16 protein-coding genes are annotated in these 14,455 nt (G+C 52.3%); 8 read left to right on the top strand and 8 right to left on the bottom strand.

Annotated features, from left to right (window positions below; translation table 11 throughout):
- Nucleotides 1-65 precede the first annotated feature (65 nt).
- Entirely contained in the window at nucleotides 66-443 is a 378-nt protein-coding gene (locus FEK42_RS09460; protein WP_130209208.1) for a hypothetical protein, read from the bottom strand.
- 393 nt (nucleotides 444-836) lie between these two features.
- The gene (locus FEK42_RS09465; protein WP_130209100.1) at nucleotides 837-1,886 is read right to left on the bottom strand and encodes an AI-2E family transporter; all 1,050 of its coding nucleotides are present in this window, start codon (nucleotides 1,884-1,886) and stop codon (nucleotides 837-839) included.
- Between the two features lie 98 nt (nucleotides 1,887-1,984).
- Between FEK42_RS09465 and FEK42_RS09470 the strand changes: the two genes are divergently transcribed.
- Entirely contained in the window at nucleotides 1,985-3,235 is a 1,251-nt protein-coding gene (locus FEK42_RS09470) for an MFS transporter (RefSeq protein ID WP_130209098.1), read from the top strand.
- 3 nt (nucleotides 3,236-3,238) lie between these two features.
- Here FEK42_RS09470 and dcrB read toward each other — a convergent pair whose 3' ends face one another.
- Nucleotides 3,239-3,796, bottom strand: a complete 558-nt coding sequence (dcrB, locus tag FEK42_RS09475; protein WP_130209096.1) for a phage sensitivity protein DcrB — start codon at nucleotides 3,794-3,796, stop codon at nucleotides 3,239-3,241.
- A gap of 72 nt (nucleotides 3,797-3,868) precedes the next feature.
- On the bottom strand, nucleotides 3,869-4,534 hold the full coding sequence (locus FEK42_RS09480) for a 7-cyano-7-deazaguanine/7-aminomethyl-7-deazaguanine transporter (protein WP_138211816.1): 666 nt from the start codon (nucleotides 4,532-4,534) through the stop codon (nucleotides 3,869-3,871).
- 220 nt (nucleotides 4,535-4,754) lie between these two features.
- Between FEK42_RS09480 and tusA the strand changes: the two genes are divergently transcribed.
- Complete coding sequence (gene tusA / locus FEK42_RS09485) at nucleotides 4,755-5,000, top strand: sulfurtransferase TusA (protein ID WP_135493076.1); 246 nt, start codon at nucleotides 4,755-4,757, stop codon at nucleotides 4,998-5,000.
- 263 nt (nucleotides 5,001-5,263) lie between these two features.
- Entirely contained in the window at nucleotides 5,264-5,572 is a 309-nt protein-coding gene (locus FEK42_RS09490) for a hypothetical protein (protein WP_135493075.1), read from the top strand.
- Nucleotides 5,573-5,604: 32 nt separating this feature from the next.
- Here the strand turns inward: FEK42_RS09490 and zntA are convergent, their stop codons facing one another.
- Nucleotides 5,605-7,803, bottom strand: a complete 2,199-nt coding sequence (gene zntA / locus FEK42_RS09495; protein WP_135493074.1) for a Zn(II)/Cd(II)/Pb(II) translocating P-type ATPase ZntA — start codon at nucleotides 7,801-7,803, stop codon at nucleotides 5,605-5,607.
- A gap of 73 nt (nucleotides 7,804-7,876) precedes the next feature.
- Nucleotides 7,877-8,503 carry a lysoplasmalogenase gene (locus FEK42_RS09500; protein ID WP_135493073.1) on the bottom strand — a complete coding sequence of 209 codons (627 nt, stop codon included), beginning with the start codon at nucleotides 8,501-8,503 and terminating at the stop codon, nucleotides 7,877-7,879.
- 141 nt (nucleotides 8,504-8,644) lie between these two features.
- On the opposite strand from FEK42_RS09500, the gene FEK42_RS09505 reads away from it, so the two are divergent.
- Nucleotides 8,645-9,004, top strand: coding sequence for a DUF2500 domain-containing protein (locus FEK42_RS09505; protein WP_135493072.1), 360 nt, complete (start codon nucleotides 8,645-8,647; stop codon nucleotides 9,002-9,004).
- Between the two features lie 2 nt (nucleotides 9,005-9,006).
- On the opposite strand, the gene FEK42_RS09510 is transcribed toward FEK42_RS09505, so the two are convergent.
- Both FEK42_RS09510 and rsmD read right to left on the bottom strand, forming a co-directional pair.
- A complete protein-coding gene (locus tag FEK42_RS09510; RefSeq protein WP_135493071.1) occupies nucleotides 9,007-9,276 on the bottom strand; it encodes a DUF1145 family protein in 270 nt (89 codons plus the stop codon).
- The gene (gene rsmD / locus FEK42_RS09515; RefSeq protein ID WP_130209084.1) at nucleotides 9,266-9,862 is read right to left on the bottom strand and encodes a 16S rRNA (guanine(966)-N(2))-methyltransferase; all 597 of its coding nucleotides are present in this window, start codon (nucleotides 9,860-9,862) and stop codon (nucleotides 9,266-9,268) included. Before rsmD ends, FEK42_RS09510 begins: the two co-directional genes overlap by 11 nt.
- Before the next feature lie 149 nt (nucleotides 9,863-10,011).
- On the opposite strand from rsmD, the gene ftsY reads away from it, so the two are divergent.
- The 4 genes from ftsY (at nucleotide 10,012) to rpoH (ending at nucleotide 14,371) form a co-directional block, all read left to right on the top strand.
- A complete protein-coding gene (ftsY, locus tag FEK42_RS09520) occupies nucleotides 10,012-11,550 on the top strand; it encodes a signal recognition particle-docking protein FtsY (RefSeq protein WP_138211817.1) in 1,539 nt (512 codons plus the stop codon).
- A 2-nt stretch (nucleotides 11,551-11,552) separates the two neighbouring features.
- Entirely contained in the window at nucleotides 11,553-12,221 is a 669-nt protein-coding gene (gene ftsE / locus FEK42_RS09525; RefSeq protein ID WP_000617723.1) for a cell division ATP-binding protein FtsE, read from the top strand.
- Nucleotides 12,214-13,272, top strand: a complete 1,059-nt coding sequence (gene ftsX / locus FEK42_RS09530; protein ID WP_130209080.1) for a permease-like cell division protein FtsX — start codon at nucleotides 12,214-12,216, stop codon at nucleotides 13,270-13,272. Before ftsE ends, ftsX begins: the two co-directional genes overlap by 8 nt.
- A gap of 244 nt (nucleotides 13,273-13,516) precedes the next feature.
- Complete coding sequence (rpoH, locus tag FEK42_RS09535; RefSeq protein WP_000130217.1) at nucleotides 13,517-14,371, top strand: RNA polymerase sigma factor RpoH; 855 nt, start codon at nucleotides 13,517-13,519, stop codon at nucleotides 14,369-14,371.
- Nucleotides 14,372-14,455 lie beyond the last annotated feature (84 nt).

A 14,455-nucleotide genomic window follows, 5' to 3' on the forward strand; every position in this document is an offset into this window, starting at 1 on the left:
GGGCACAACCTGTTAAGAGGGAATTAAATTATTATCGGACCGAAGCGGCCCGACTTTAGGGGAAATTACAAATCTGCGCCAGCCGACAAATTCAGTTGAATATCTTTGTCGAGATTGCGGACCCAGCGATTATAGTTTTTATGAATTTGTCCGCCTGATGCTTGCAGGTTCTGACTATTTTCATAATTGATATCGTAGCTGGATGCCGTGTAGTTAATGCGAATTTCTGCTGAATGATCGCGTGACTGTTGACGTGCTTTAATTACACCTTGTCCGGCTTCGGACATAATCCATTTGCGTTCAACGCCAGCTTTCAGAATCGCTTTTTTAACTTGATCCTGGGTATGACCGGCGCTGACGGTTGAGTGGACTTGATCAATTGGTGCAGTACGCGCACAACCCGCTAAAGCGCCGACAACAGCAATAGCAGCAAACCATTTCATGTAGTGTTTCATTAAAGCCCCATTAAAGTATTGTTTTTACGAGTAAAGCAGGATTTAACTGTAATTGCTGGTATCACTATTCTTTATTTAGCGAAAAATTTACTTATGAGATAAGTCAGTAAGTGCACATCAGAACAAATCATTTTGAGATGACTAAATTACTGCCAGCGGGGACCAACTATAAGTGAGTGAGAAAAATGAGGCAATAAAAATAACACAATATAATCAGTGCGTTCTCTGGGATGGGAATTTAATGATTATTTGGTGTTTATATATATTTGACTTAAGGAGTGGTTTTTAGAAATTAATTTTCTGAATAATATTGCATCATTTTCTCGAATCAAATGGCCACCGTTAGATAAACGGTGGCCATTGTCTGATCAGGGTGCGCTATTACCCCGGTAACCGACTTTTCGGTCTGCCTGGCCCCAGTAAAATCGCCAGTTTGCTACCGCCTTTCGTGGTTTCCATCCAGATTTTACAGACGCTGGTTAATGGCACCGAAAGTAGCATCCCTACCGGACCGAGCAGCCATCCCCAAACCAACAACGAAAGAAATACCACCATGGTGGACATCCCCAGGCGATGGCCCATCATCCGTGGTTCTAAAATATTGCCGATGACCATATGGACAACTAAAAACAATGCGCCGACCAGAATACATTCGTAAACACCATTAAACAGCAGCACCTGAATCATTGGCGGTACGGCGGAAATTACCGCGCCGATATTGGGGACGTAGTTGAGTAAAAAAGCCAGTACCGCCCACATCAGCGCAAACTGCACGCCCATCAGCGCCAGCCCCAGCCAGACGATAACGCCCGTCCATAAACTTAGCAGCGTTTTTAATGCCAGATAATGCGAAACGCCTTTTAATGCGCGGTGTAATCCGGCGATGTGAATCTGTGGGTTATTCAACGCAAAGCGCATTTTGTAAGGGACGTGGCGTACTTCAAACAACATAAAAACAACGGTCATCACCAGCAGAAGTACGCTCGCCATTGCCCCGGAAAGCCCGGTCATTAAAGCGGTGGTGAAGGTAACCACTTTTTCTGAATCCATCCGCTGCAACATTCGTTCCGGCGACATATGCAAATTAAGAAAAGGCAGCATCTCCTGCAATTTAAAAAGCTTGCGCGTCAGCTCCTTATTAAACTTCGGCAGCATAGAGATGAATTCGTTAAACGATGCCGCCAGCACACCGACCAGCGCAGTAAGCGCAATCAACATCACTACGACCACAATCGTAATGGCAACGGGACGCTGAACTCCGCGACGAATAAACCAGGTCACCAGTGGATTGAGGACGATGGCGAAAAACAGCGCCAGTAACAATTGCACAATGATATCTGCCGCTGCGTGAATACCCGCGAGGATTACTACCAGTGAAGCCAGCTTGAGTAGAATGTGCATGCCCGTTTTATCGGGTTGAGATGTTTCCATTGGGGCTTCCTTATGACTTTTTGTATTAAGTGTAGCGGGAGTCACGCCAGCAATATTCTGATTCTTCTTGCTGATTTACACGCCACCACGTGGTAAAAATGAAACACTGTTGTAAAAATGTGGTGCTCCTCATGCCCGTACCTGTTGCCGAACCGGCGCTTAACGGAATGCGCCTGAATTTGCGCATTGTCTCCATTGTCATGTTTAACTTCGCCAGCTATCTGACCATCGGATTACCGCTCGCCGTGCTACCGGGCTATGTCCATGATGTGATGGGCTTTAGCGCCTTCTGGGCGGGGTTGGTTATCAGTCTGCAATATTTCGCCACGTTGCTGAGTCGTCCTCATGCCGGGCGTTATGCTGATTTGCTGGGGCCAAAAAAGATTGTCGTCTTCGGTTTGTGCGGCTGCTTTTTGAGCGGGCTGGGTTATCTGGTGGCTGGGTTAACCGCCAGTCTGCCAATTATCAGTCTGTTATTACTTTGCCTGGGGCGCGTGATTCTTGGGATTGGGCAAAGTTTTGCCGGAACGGGGTCGACACTGTGGGGCGTTGGCGTGGTCGGTTCGCTGCATATCGGGCGAGTGATTTCGTGGAATGGCATTGTCACTTACGGAGCGATGGCGATGGGCGCGCCGTTAGGTGTGGTGTTTTATCACTGGGGCGGTTTGCAGGCGTTGGCATTAATCATTATGGGCGTGGCGCTGGTGGCTATTTTGTTGGCAATACCGCGTCCGACGGTGAAAGCCAGTAAAGGCAAACCTTTGCCGTTTCGCGCGGTGCTTGGGCGCGTCTGGCTGTACGGTATGGCGCTGGCGTTGGCTTCCGCCGGGTTTGGCGTTATCGCCACTTTTATCACGCTGTTTTATGACGCTAAAGGCTGGGACGGTGCGGCCTTCGCGCTGACGTTGTTTAGCTGTGCGTTTGTTGGAACGCGATTGTTATTCCCTAACGGCATAAACCGCATTGGTGGCTTAAACGTGGCGATGCTCTGCTTTAGCGTTGAGATAATCGGCCTGCTGCTGGTTGGCGTGGCGACTATGCCGTGGATGGCGAAAATCGGCGTCTTACTGGCGGGGGCGGGCTTTTCGCTGGTGTTCCCGGCATTGGGCGTAGTGGCGGTCAAAGCGGTGCCGCAGCAGAATCAGGGGGCGGCGCTGGCAACCTACACCGTATTTATGGATTTATCGCTTGGAGTTACCGGACCATTGGCAGGGCTGGTGATGAGTTGGGCGGGCGTACCGGTGATTTATCTGGCGGCGGCGGGGCTGGTCGCAATCGCGTTATTGCTGACGTGGCGATTAAAAAAACGGCCTCCGGTGGAAGCACCTGAGGCCGTTTCGTCATCTTAAAACTTACTGAATAACCAGCGTGTTAATGATGTTTTCTGCGGTGGTCTGCGCTTTTTGCTGATCGTCAGCAGGCAGTGTGATTTGCATTGTCAGCAGTTGGTTGCCTACGTTACCCAGAATGACGGAAGAGTACGCCGTCTGGCCTTTAGCAGAGATAACGCTGTCTAACTGCTGCATTTTGTGACCTTTCAGCTCAATGGCTTTGTTGGTCACCACTTGCAGCTGTGGATCGCGGCTACGTTGCTGATCTTCCAGACGCTTCGCCAGCACAGCCAGGTCTTCTTTCGGATCATCGCCCATAATAACAATCACCGCTTTCTGCCCGGTGGCGTCGGACCAGACGTGCATGTTATTGGCCTGTGTTCCCAGCTTACCGCTCTGGTCGGTCATATCCGCTGGCAGCGAGAAGCTTAACTTGCCATCAAGCAGGTTGACGGGATTCGCGGTAGCGTTACTTTCCGCGACTGTACCTTCCGCTGTAGCGTTAGTGTCTTTATCATCACAGGCCGCAAGCCCCATAACCAGCAGGCCAATTCCGACATATTTAACCAGATTGCGCATTGACATCTTCCTTTCGATAAACGGCCATAACGGCTCATTCATCCATCTTATCACAAGTCTGATAACGAACCTTTAACTGGCCTGCAAAGCGTTGATTTCGGATTTATCTGCCAGTCTTTTCAATAGCATATTGAGTAATACGCCATACATTGGCAGGAAAAAAACGATGCTGATTAACACTTTGAAACAGTAATCAACCAGCGCGATTTCCATCCAGTGTTCGGCCATAAAGGCATCCGGACTCCGCCAGAAAGCAATGAAGAAGAATGCCAGTGTATCGCTGACGTTACCAAACAGCGTGGACGCCGTCGGCGCCAGCCACCAGCGACGACTCTGACGCAGGCGGTTAAAGACATGCACGTCGAGGATCTGCCCCAGCGCGTAGGCCATAAAGCTGGCGGCAGCGATACGGGCGACAAACAGGTTGAAGTGGGCGAGAGCGCCGAATCCCTGCCATGAACCCATATAGAACAGCGACGAGATGACATAGGAGATCAATAACGCAGGGATCATCACCGCAAAGATGATACGACGGGCCAGCGGTGCGCCAAAAATACGCACGGTCAGGTCGGTAGCGAGAAAGATAAACGGAAAGCTAAACGCGCCCCAGGTGGTATGAAAACCAAAAATGGAGACAGGAAGCTGAACCAGATAGTTACTGGAGGTGATCACCAGCAGATGAAATAACGATAACCAGAACAACGCCTTATAGCGTTGAGTTTGTGAGGAAACGTTCATATTGTACCTTTTTGATTAGCCATTGGGGTGAGGGAACCCAATACGTACGACACGTCTGTTACCTTAACATAATAACGTGCTTACCCTTTTTTCGAGCCGCCGCATGATACTGCTTTACGTTGACAATGCAATGGCTAATTTTCACGCAATCGTTAACCTGGTTTGCTAACGGACATACAGAGCGTAAACTAGCGCCGTTTTTTTATGTGATGAGAAGAAAATGACCGATCTCTTTTCCAGCCCTGACCACACACTCGACGCGCTTGGCCTGCGCTGCCCGGAACCGGTGATGATGGTGCGCAAAACCGTGCGCAATATGCAGCCTGGCAAAACGTTGCTGATTATTGCTGACGATCCGGCGACGACCCGCGATATTCCTGGGTTTTGTACCTTTATGGAACACGAACTGGTTGCTAAAGAGACGGATGGCTTGCCTTATCGTTATTTGATTCGTAAAGGCGGTTGATAGGGGCTGATTGGCTTCGATGCCGCCTTTTCCTCTCACCCTAACCTTCTCCCCAGAGGGGCGAGGGGACCGAACGTGCTCAATGTTGCGGCTTGCAACCGGTTTGCAGGACGGATAAAGCGTTCAAGCTGCATCTGCGATACGGTGCACAATGCCTGATGCGACGCTGCCGTGTCTTATCATGCCTACGAGTTCGATGCTCTGTGTAGGCCAGATAAGGCGTTCACGGCGCATCCGGTACGCAAGTGTAATGGAATGCACAAATGGATGATTTAATTCCAGTTTGTCTGGGATTGCTGGGATTGCTGGCGATGTTCGCCCCCAATTGGCTGATGCCTGTTTTTATCATCATGGGGGGATGGCTGGGGGTACTTGCCTGTGGTTGGCTCTGGTTAATGATTTTTTTACCTTTACTTAGCGGTGTCGGGCTTGCTTATGCCCTGTGGTTGATGTTCAAAAGGCCATCATTAGCATCCCGCCTGGTTGCTGCATTCAGTGTTATCTCCGTCATTCTGATGTTAGCGCTATATTACGCTTTCCTGACCATGCTGCCGTTCCCGCCTCAGCACTAAGCCTGATAGCCAGAGGCTATCAGGCAACACCTTTATCTCCTGCGCAACAACCTTAATGCATTCGCCGTTACCAGCACCGTCGCCCCCGTATCTGCCAGCACCGCCAGCCACAGGCCGGTCATCCCTAACAGTGTGGTGACGAGGAAAACGCCTTTCAGCCCCAATGCAATGGTGATGTTCTGGCGGATATTGGCGTGAGTGGCGCGCGCCAGTTCAATCATTTGCACCAGGCCGCGCAGGTGGTTATGGGTTAATGCCGCATCTGCGGTTTCCAGCGCCACGTCTGTGCCACTGCCCATTGCAATTCCGATGGCGGCGGCTTTCATCGCTGGCGCGTCGTTAATACCGTCGCCGACCATCGCCAGCGGCGCATGTTGATTCAGCTCGGTCACCGCTTTGACTTTATCTTCCGGCAAGAGGCCCGCTTTAAACTCCAGCCCCAGTTCCCCGGCAATTGCCGCCGCTGCGCGTGGATTATCGCCAGTGAGGATCACCCCTTTGACGCCCAGCGCGTTCAGTTCATTGATAGCAGTTGCGGCATCGGCGCGCAGGGTGTCCTGCAATGCAATGACACCCAGCACGTCATCGTTACGTACCACCAGCACTACCGTTTGCCCGGCGCTTTCCAGTTCATTAATCAAACCGGCGAATGCATCAGCAGGATGTTTTCCGGCAGCGCAAATCAATACGCGCTCACCGTTAACCTGCGCTTCAATGCCGGACCCGACCAGCGCCCGCTGTGACTCGGCGGCGGGAATAGCGAGTGCAGCGACCTGCGCTTCACGAACTATGGCTTGCGCAAGTGGATGTGTTGCGCCTTGCTCGACCGCCGCCGCCAGTGTCAGCAGTTCAGATTCGCTAATACCCGTTGCCGGATGGATGGCGGTAACGCGTGGTTTCCCGACGGTCAGCGTTCCGGTTTTATCAAACGCCACCTGGGTAACGCGACCTAGCTGTTCCAGCGCCGCGCCACCTTTAATCAATGCCCCACGACGTGCCGCCGCCGCCAGCCCGGAGGTAATCGCCGCGGGCGTGGAGATAACTAACGCACACGGGCAACCAATCAGTAGCAGCGTCAGCCCTTTATAAATCCACTCCTGCCAGCTTGCGGCAAACAGCAGCGGCGGAACCAGCGTTACCAGCAGAGCGACGGCCATAATCGCGGGCGTATAGATACGGCTGAAACGGTCGATAAACCGCTCAATGGGCGCGCGGCGCTCTTCGGCTTCTTCGATCAGTTTCAGAATCCGGTCAATGGCGCTGGCACCCGGTTCTGACAGCACTTCCAGCGTTACCAGACGGTCTACGCTGGTGGCGCCTGCAGGAACTTTATCGCCCGTTGCGCGCTCCACCGGAATGGATTCTCCGGTCAGGGCGCTTTCATCAAAACTGGCAAACGGTGAGAGCAGTTTACCGTCGGCAGGCAAACGCCCACCTGCCGCAACTTCAATCACATCGCCAGGCCGCAGGCTGTTTATTGCCACCTCTTCACGCTCACCGTTACGCAGACGCGTGGCGGTTTCTGGTTTCAGCGCCATTAACGCGCTAACGCCCTGACGCGCGCGGCTGGCGGCCCAGCCTTCCAGTCGTTCGCCAATCAAAAACAGCAGCAACACCATCGCAGCTTCAGCCGTTGCGCCAATAAACAGCGCACCAATGGCGGCTACGCTCATTAACGTTTCAATAGCAAAGTAACTGCCGGATTTGATCAGCCGTAATGCCTGACGAGCAATTGGGTACAGCCCAACCAGCGTGGTGGCGATAAACGCCAGTTGACCAAACGGATGATTGAACTGCTCCAGTCCCCAACTGATTGCCATCATCACGATAAGCGTAATCAGCGGCAGATTCTCTTTCAGGCGTGATTCTTGTGGTTCGTCGGTGGCCTGTTCATCGCGCAGGGAATAGCCTGCTTTTTGCACCGCAGATTCAATTTGTGCGCGGATGTCATTGTCGGCATCAACCACCAGCTTCTCGGTGGCGAACAACACCTGCACCTGATTCACGCCTACAAGCTGGCGCACGGCATTTTCTACCTTGCGCGCACAGGCGGCACAGTCCATGCCGCTGACTTTCCAGCTATAGCGGTTGCCGGAGACGTTTTCGGAGAGTGTTGGCGTACTGGAACATGCGCCGTCGCAGCAACAGTCGTTGGCGTTCTTTACCGGTGTTAGCGGTTTGAACGCAGCAAATTGGGGGGCTTTCTTGCCGAGATTGTCAGGAGTCGACATGGCATCCTCCGGTTAAGTTTTTTCTCATTAACCGAAGGATACACTCTGGAGTCGACTCCAGAGTCAAGTTTTATCAGAGATACAGCGAGCGGACGATGAGGAAGTGACCGGCAAAGTAGCAGGCAGCAGCAATCGCGTTATCGGCCCGGAAGCGTCGGCGATAGTGACTACCCAGCCAGACAAAGTTACTGATAAACAGTAACGAAGCGCCGACAAACGCAGAGAGCGCCGGAGCGGTCGGACGGAAGAACCACAGTTCGCCTGCCAGCCACACCATCACCAGCGTCATACCGACAAAGGTACAAATGGGCCAACGTAACTCTTCCAGGTGTGTCCAGATAATGGCCAGCAACAGCGCGCCCAGTACCAGCAGCACCAGCGGCAATGGCCAGAAGAAAGAGAGCGTCATCTGGCTGGCAAAATAGATGGTGTACAGCAGGTGCGAGAGGAAAAATGCGCCAATGGCGTACATCAGACGCTGACGTGGCAATAGCGTTAGCGCATCGCCCAGCAGCGACGCACATAGCCCCGCCAGCACCAGATAGCTAATGGCGTCGAACATCGGCGCTTGCCAGGCCAGTAATAGCAGGAGAAGAAGAGTTAACGGCTTAAACACCCAGCGTTGCCAGGTTGAACCACGATAGGAGGCATCCACAGATAGCCATGCGGAAAGACAGACAGCGATAAACGACCAAAGCATCTTAGTTCCTTGAATTCGTTATTATTTAGTAAGCGGAATGCCTACAGTCTTGCTATTCAGTTTAGTGGCGAGGGCGGACAGATGACAACACCATAACGGGCAGGGTATGCTTATTTCCGCATTTTCCGATAAGGTACAAAGATGAGTAAACCACCTCTTTTCTTTATTGTTATCATTGGCTTAATTGTTGTCGCTGCATCATTTCGCTTTATGCAGCAGCGGCGGGAAAAAGTTGATAATGATATGGCACCGCTCCAGCAAAAGCTGGTGGTGGTGAGTAACAAGCGGGAAAAACCAATTAACGATCGCCGTTCGCGCCAGCAGGAAGTGACTCCGGCTGGCACCAGTGTGCGCTATGAGGCAAGCTTCAAACCGCAAAGCGGTGGACTGGAGCAGACGTTCCGTCTAGATGCCCAGCAGTACCACGCCCTGACAGTGGGCGATAAAGGTACGCTGAGCTATAAAGGCACGCGTTTTGTCAGCTTTGTTGGCGAACAATAAGGTTATTTTTTAACTTTAAATTTCTTCTGCCAGGCCAGCAGTTCAAACACGCCGAAAAGGAAAATACGCACCTTTTCGGCGGTGGTCATCTGCGGGCCGTCTTTCGGCAAGGTGGATTTCAGTAATGCCAGTTGCAAACCATGCATCAGCACCATAAAAATCAGCGCCACGTTAACGAAAATATTCAGCGGTCGCGGAAATGGCTGAACAAGATTGAGGATTAAAAATCCCCATACGCAAAGCATTAACAAACGTCCAATATTAATCAGCATCACTTTCTCCTTGTGTTTCACGCTGATACAACCGATAAGCAACTTGACCCGCCACTTTTTCCCGATATAACGACCAGTTTGCCGGAACAGTAGGCAGGCCATTTTCTACTTCACTCTCGACATATATCCAGGCTTCGTCAGCCAGCCAGCCGTTATCTTCCAGTAAATTAATGGTTTCTTCCAACAAGCCACGGCGGAATGGCGGATCGACAAACACGATATTATGCGGTGTGCCTTTTTGCGCCAGGAATGACATTGCATTGCTGTTAACCACCCGCGCATTATCTGCTTTCAGGGTTGCCAGATTCTTGATTAATTGCTGATGCACCGCACGATCCATCTCAATCAGCGTGGCGCCCGCAGCGTAGCGAGACAAGGCTTCCAGCCCCAGCGCGCCGCTACCGGCGAAGCAATCCAGACATTGCGCATCGACGATAACCGGAGCCAGCCAGTTAAATAACGTTTCGCGCACGCGATCGGTGGTGGGGCGCAGGCCTGGGCTGTCCGGAACCGGGAGTTTACGGCCTCGCCACTGCCCGCCAATAATGCGGATTTGGCCGCTACCGGAATGATTCGGTTTTTTCATGATAAATTGCTCAATCCGCCAGATAACACATAATTGCAGGCGGTGATGTGTATTCAGTTAAGTGATAGACTATTTCATCATTTTTTTAGCTGCTATGTACATAGCGTTAACGCTGTGCCATGAAGCAACAGCGAGGAGTGTAGTCGCAGATGGCGAAAGAAAAAAAACGTGGCTTTTTTTCCTGGCTGGGCTTTGGTCAAAAAGAGCAGACCCCGGAAAGAGAGACAGAAGTCCAAAATGATCAATCGGTTGTAGAAGAAACTGTCCAGGCAGAAGAGCCTGCGAAGGTTGCTGAACAACCTGTTGAGGAGTTGCCGCAGGCCCATACTGAAGCCGAGGCGGAAACTTTTGCTGCCGAAGTGGTGGAAGTGACGGAACAGGTTGCCGAAAGCGAGAAAGTGCAGCCTGACGCTGTTGTCGAAGCGGAAGCCAGTGCGCAGCCAGAACTCGTAGTGGAAGAATCGCCAGCACCGGTAGTTGAACCTGAAGTCACGCCGGAGCCAGTGGCTATCGAGCGTGAAGAGCTGCCGTTGCCGGAAGACGTCAACGCCGAAGAGGTTTCGCCAGAAGAATGGCAGGCAGAAGCGGAAACCGTGGAGATTGTCGAAGCGGCGCAAGAAGAAGCGGCTAAAGAAGAAATCACCGACGAAGAGCTGGAAGCACAGGCGCTGGCTGCCGAAGCGGCAGAAGAGGCGGTGATGGTGGTTCCTCCGGCAGAAGAAGAGCAGCCGGTTGAAGAAATTGCCCAGGAGCAAGAAAAACCGACCAAAGAAGGTTTCTTCGCGCGCCTGAAACGCAGCCTGTTAAAAACCAAAGAAAATCTCGGTTCCGGATTTATCAGCCTGTTCCGCGGTAAAAAAATCGACGATGATCTGTTTGAGGAGCTGGAAGAGCAGCTTTTGATCGCCGATGTGGGTGTGGAAACCACGCGTAAAATCATCACCAATCTGACAGAAGGCGCATCCCGCAAGCAGCTTCGTGACGCCGAGGCGCTCTATGGCCTGCTGAAAGAAGAGATGGGCGAGATTCTGGCGAAAGTCGATGAACCACTGAACGTCGAAGGCAAAGCGCCGTTTGTGATCCTGATGGTCGGCGTCAATGGCGTGGGGAAAACCACGACGATTGGCAAGCTGGCGCGTCAGTTTGAACAGCAAGGTAAATCGGTGATGCTGGCGGCGGGCGATACTTTCCGTGCGGCAGCGGTTGAGCAGCTTCAGGTCTGGGGTCAGCGCAACAATATCCCGGTGATTGCTCAGCATACCGGTGCGGATTCCGCCTCTGTTATCTTCGACGCCATTCAGGCTGCGAAGGCGCGTAATGTTGACGTTCTGATTGCCGATACCGCCGGACGCCTGCAGAACAAATCGCACCTGATGGAAGAGCTGAAGAAAATCGTCCGCGTGATGAAGAAACTCGACGTTGAAGCCCCGCATGAAGTTATGCTGACTATCGATGCCAGCACCGGGCAGAATGCGGTAAGCCAGGCCAAACTGTTCCACGAAGCGGTTGGCTTAACCGGCATCACGTTAACGAAACTGGACGGCACGGCGAAAGGCGGGGTAATTTTCTCGGTGGCTGACCAGTTTGGTATTCCTATCCGCTATATTGGTGTCGGCGAACGTATTGAGGATTTGCGTCCGTTTAAGGCGGACGACTTTATAGAGGCACTTTTTGCCCGAGAGGATTAACAATGATTCGCTTTGAACATGTCAGCAAGGCTTATCTCGGTGGGAGACAGGCGCTGCAGGGCGTTACGTTTCATATGCAGCCGGGTGAGATGGCGTTTCTGACCGGTCATTCCGGTGCAGGGAAAAGTACCCTCCTGAAGCTGATCTGTGGGATTGAGCGGCCAAGCGCCGGGAAAATCTGGTTTAGCGGCCATGACATCACGCGTCTGAAAAACCGTGAAGTTCCGTTTCTGCGCCGCCAGATCGGCATGATTTTCCAGGATCACCATCTACTGATGGACCGTACAGTCTATGATAACGTGGCGATCCCGTTGATTATCGCCGGTGCCAGCGGTGACGATATTCGTCGCCGTGTATCGGCGGCGCTGGACAAAGTCGGGCTACTGGACAAAGCGAAAAACTTTCCAATACAGCTTTCTGGTGGTGAACAGCAGCGCGTTGGCATTGCCCGCGCGGTGGTGAACAAACCTGCGGTACTGCTGGCGGACGAACCGACCGGTAACCTGGATGATGCGCTGTCAGAAGGGATTTTACGTCTGTTTGAAGAGTTTAATCGCGTTGGGGTAACAGTATTGATGGCTACACACGACATCAACCTGATTTCACGACGTTCCTATCGCATGCTCACCCTGAGCGATGGTCACTTGCATGGAGGCGTGGGCCATGAATAAGCGCGATGCAATCAATCATATCCGGCAGTTTGGCGGGCGTCTTGATCGCTTCCGTAAATCGGCTGGCGGCTCTGGCGACGGGGGGCGTAACGCGCCGAAACGCGCGAAGTCCTCGCCAAAACCGGCAAATCGCAAAACCAACGTTTTCAACGAACAGGTGCGCTATGCGTTCCACGGCGCTTTGCAGGATCTGAAAAGCAAACCGTTCGCCACGTTTCTAACCGTGATGGTCATCGCCATCTCCCTGACGCTGCCAAGCGTCTGTTATATGGTGTACAAAAACGTTAACCAGGCGGCGACGCAGTATTATCCGTCACCACAAATCACTGTTTATCTACAAAAAACACTGGATGATGACGCCGCAGCAGGCGTGGTGGCGCAGCTACAGGCCGAGCAGGGCGTGGAGAAAGTGAACTATCTTTCTCGTGAAGACGCACTGGGCGAGTTCCGTAACTGGTCTGGCTTTGGTGGTGCGCTGGATATGCTGGAAGAAAACCCGCTTCCGGCAGTAGCGGTGGTGATCCCGAAACTCGATTTTCAGGGGACGGAGTCACTGAATACGCTGCGCGATCGAATCACTCAGATTAACGGCATTGACGAAGTGCGGATGGATGACAGCTGGTTTGCCCGTCTGGCGGCGTTGACCGGGCTGGTCGGGCGCGTTTCGGCGATGATCGGCGTATTGATGGTGGCGGCTGTGTTCCTCGTCATCGGCAACAGTGTGCGTCTGAGCATCTTTGCTCGCCGTGACTCCATCAACGTGCAGAAACTGATTGGTGCGACGGATGGTTTCATCCTTCGCCCGTTCCTGTACGGCGGTGCGCTGCTGGGATTTTCTGGCGCATTGTTGTCATTAATTTTGTCAGAAATTCTGGTACTGCGTTTGTCGTCAGCGGTGGCGGAAGTGGCGCAGGTTTTCGGAACTAAGTTTGATATCAATGGCTTATCGTTCGATGAATGTCTGCTTTTGCTGCTGGTGTGTTCGATGATTGGCTGGGTGGCAGCCTGGCTTGCCACGGTACAACATTTACGCCATTTTACGCCTGAATAATAAAAGCGTGTTATACTCTTTCCCTGCAATGGGTTCCGTAGCAGGGAAAGAGACCCCGTTGTCTCTTCCCGGTATTTCATCTCTATGTCACATTTTGTGCGTAATTTATTCACAGCGTTGCATTGAACTTGTGGATAAAATCACGGTCTGATAAAACAGTGAATGATAACCTCATTGCTCTTAAGCTCTGGCACAGTTGTTGCTACCACTGAGGCGCCAGAAGATATCGATTGAGAGGATTTGAATGACTGACAAAATGCAAAGTTTAGCTTTAGCCCCTGTTGGCAACCTGGATTCCTACATCCGGGCAGCTAACGCGTGGCCGATGTTGTCGGCTGACGAGGAGCGGGCGCTGGCTGAAAAGCTGCATTACCATGGCGATCTGGAAGCAGCTAAAACGCTGATCCTGTCTCACCTGCGGTTTGTTGTTCATATTGCTCGTAATTATGCGGGCTATGGCCTGCCACAGGCGGATTTGATTCAGGAAGGTAACATCGGCCTGATGAAAGCAGTGCGCCGTTTTAACCCGGAAGTGGGTGTGCGCCTGGTCTCCTTCGCCGTTCACTGGATCAAAGCAGAGATCCACGAATACGTTCTGCGTAACTGGCGTATCGTCAAAGTTGCGACCACCAAAGCGCAACGCAAACTGTTCTTCAACCTGCGTAAAACCAAGCAGCGTCTGGGCTGGTTTAACCAGGACGAAGTCGAAATGGTGGCCCGTGAACTGGGCGTAACCAGCAAAGACGTGCGTGAGATGGAGTCGCGTATGGCAGCGCAGGACATGACCTTTGACCTGTCTTCCGACGACGATTCCGATAGCCAGCCGATGGCTCCGGTGCTCTATCTGCAGGATAAATCATCCAACTTTGCCGACGGCATTGAAGATGATAACTGGGAAGAGCAGGCGGCAAACCGCCTGACCGATGCGATGCAAGGTCTGGACGAGCGTAGCCAGGATATCATCCGCGCGCGCTGGCTGGACGAAGACAACAAGTCCACGTTGCAGGAACTGGCTGACCGTTACGGCGTTTCCGCTGAGCGTGTGCGTCAGCTGGAAAAGAACGCGATGAAAAAACTTCGCGCTGCTATTGAAGCGTAATTTCCGCTGTTAAGCAGAGAACCCTGGATGAGAGTCCGGGGTTTTTGTTTTTTGGGCCTCTGCAATAATCAATTTCCCCCTCCG

The sequence above is a fragment of the Escherichia sp. E2748 genome, assembly GCF_005781125.1.
Taxonomy (GTDB): Bacteria; Pseudomonadota; Gammaproteobacteria; order Enterobacterales; family Enterobacteriaceae; genus Escherichia.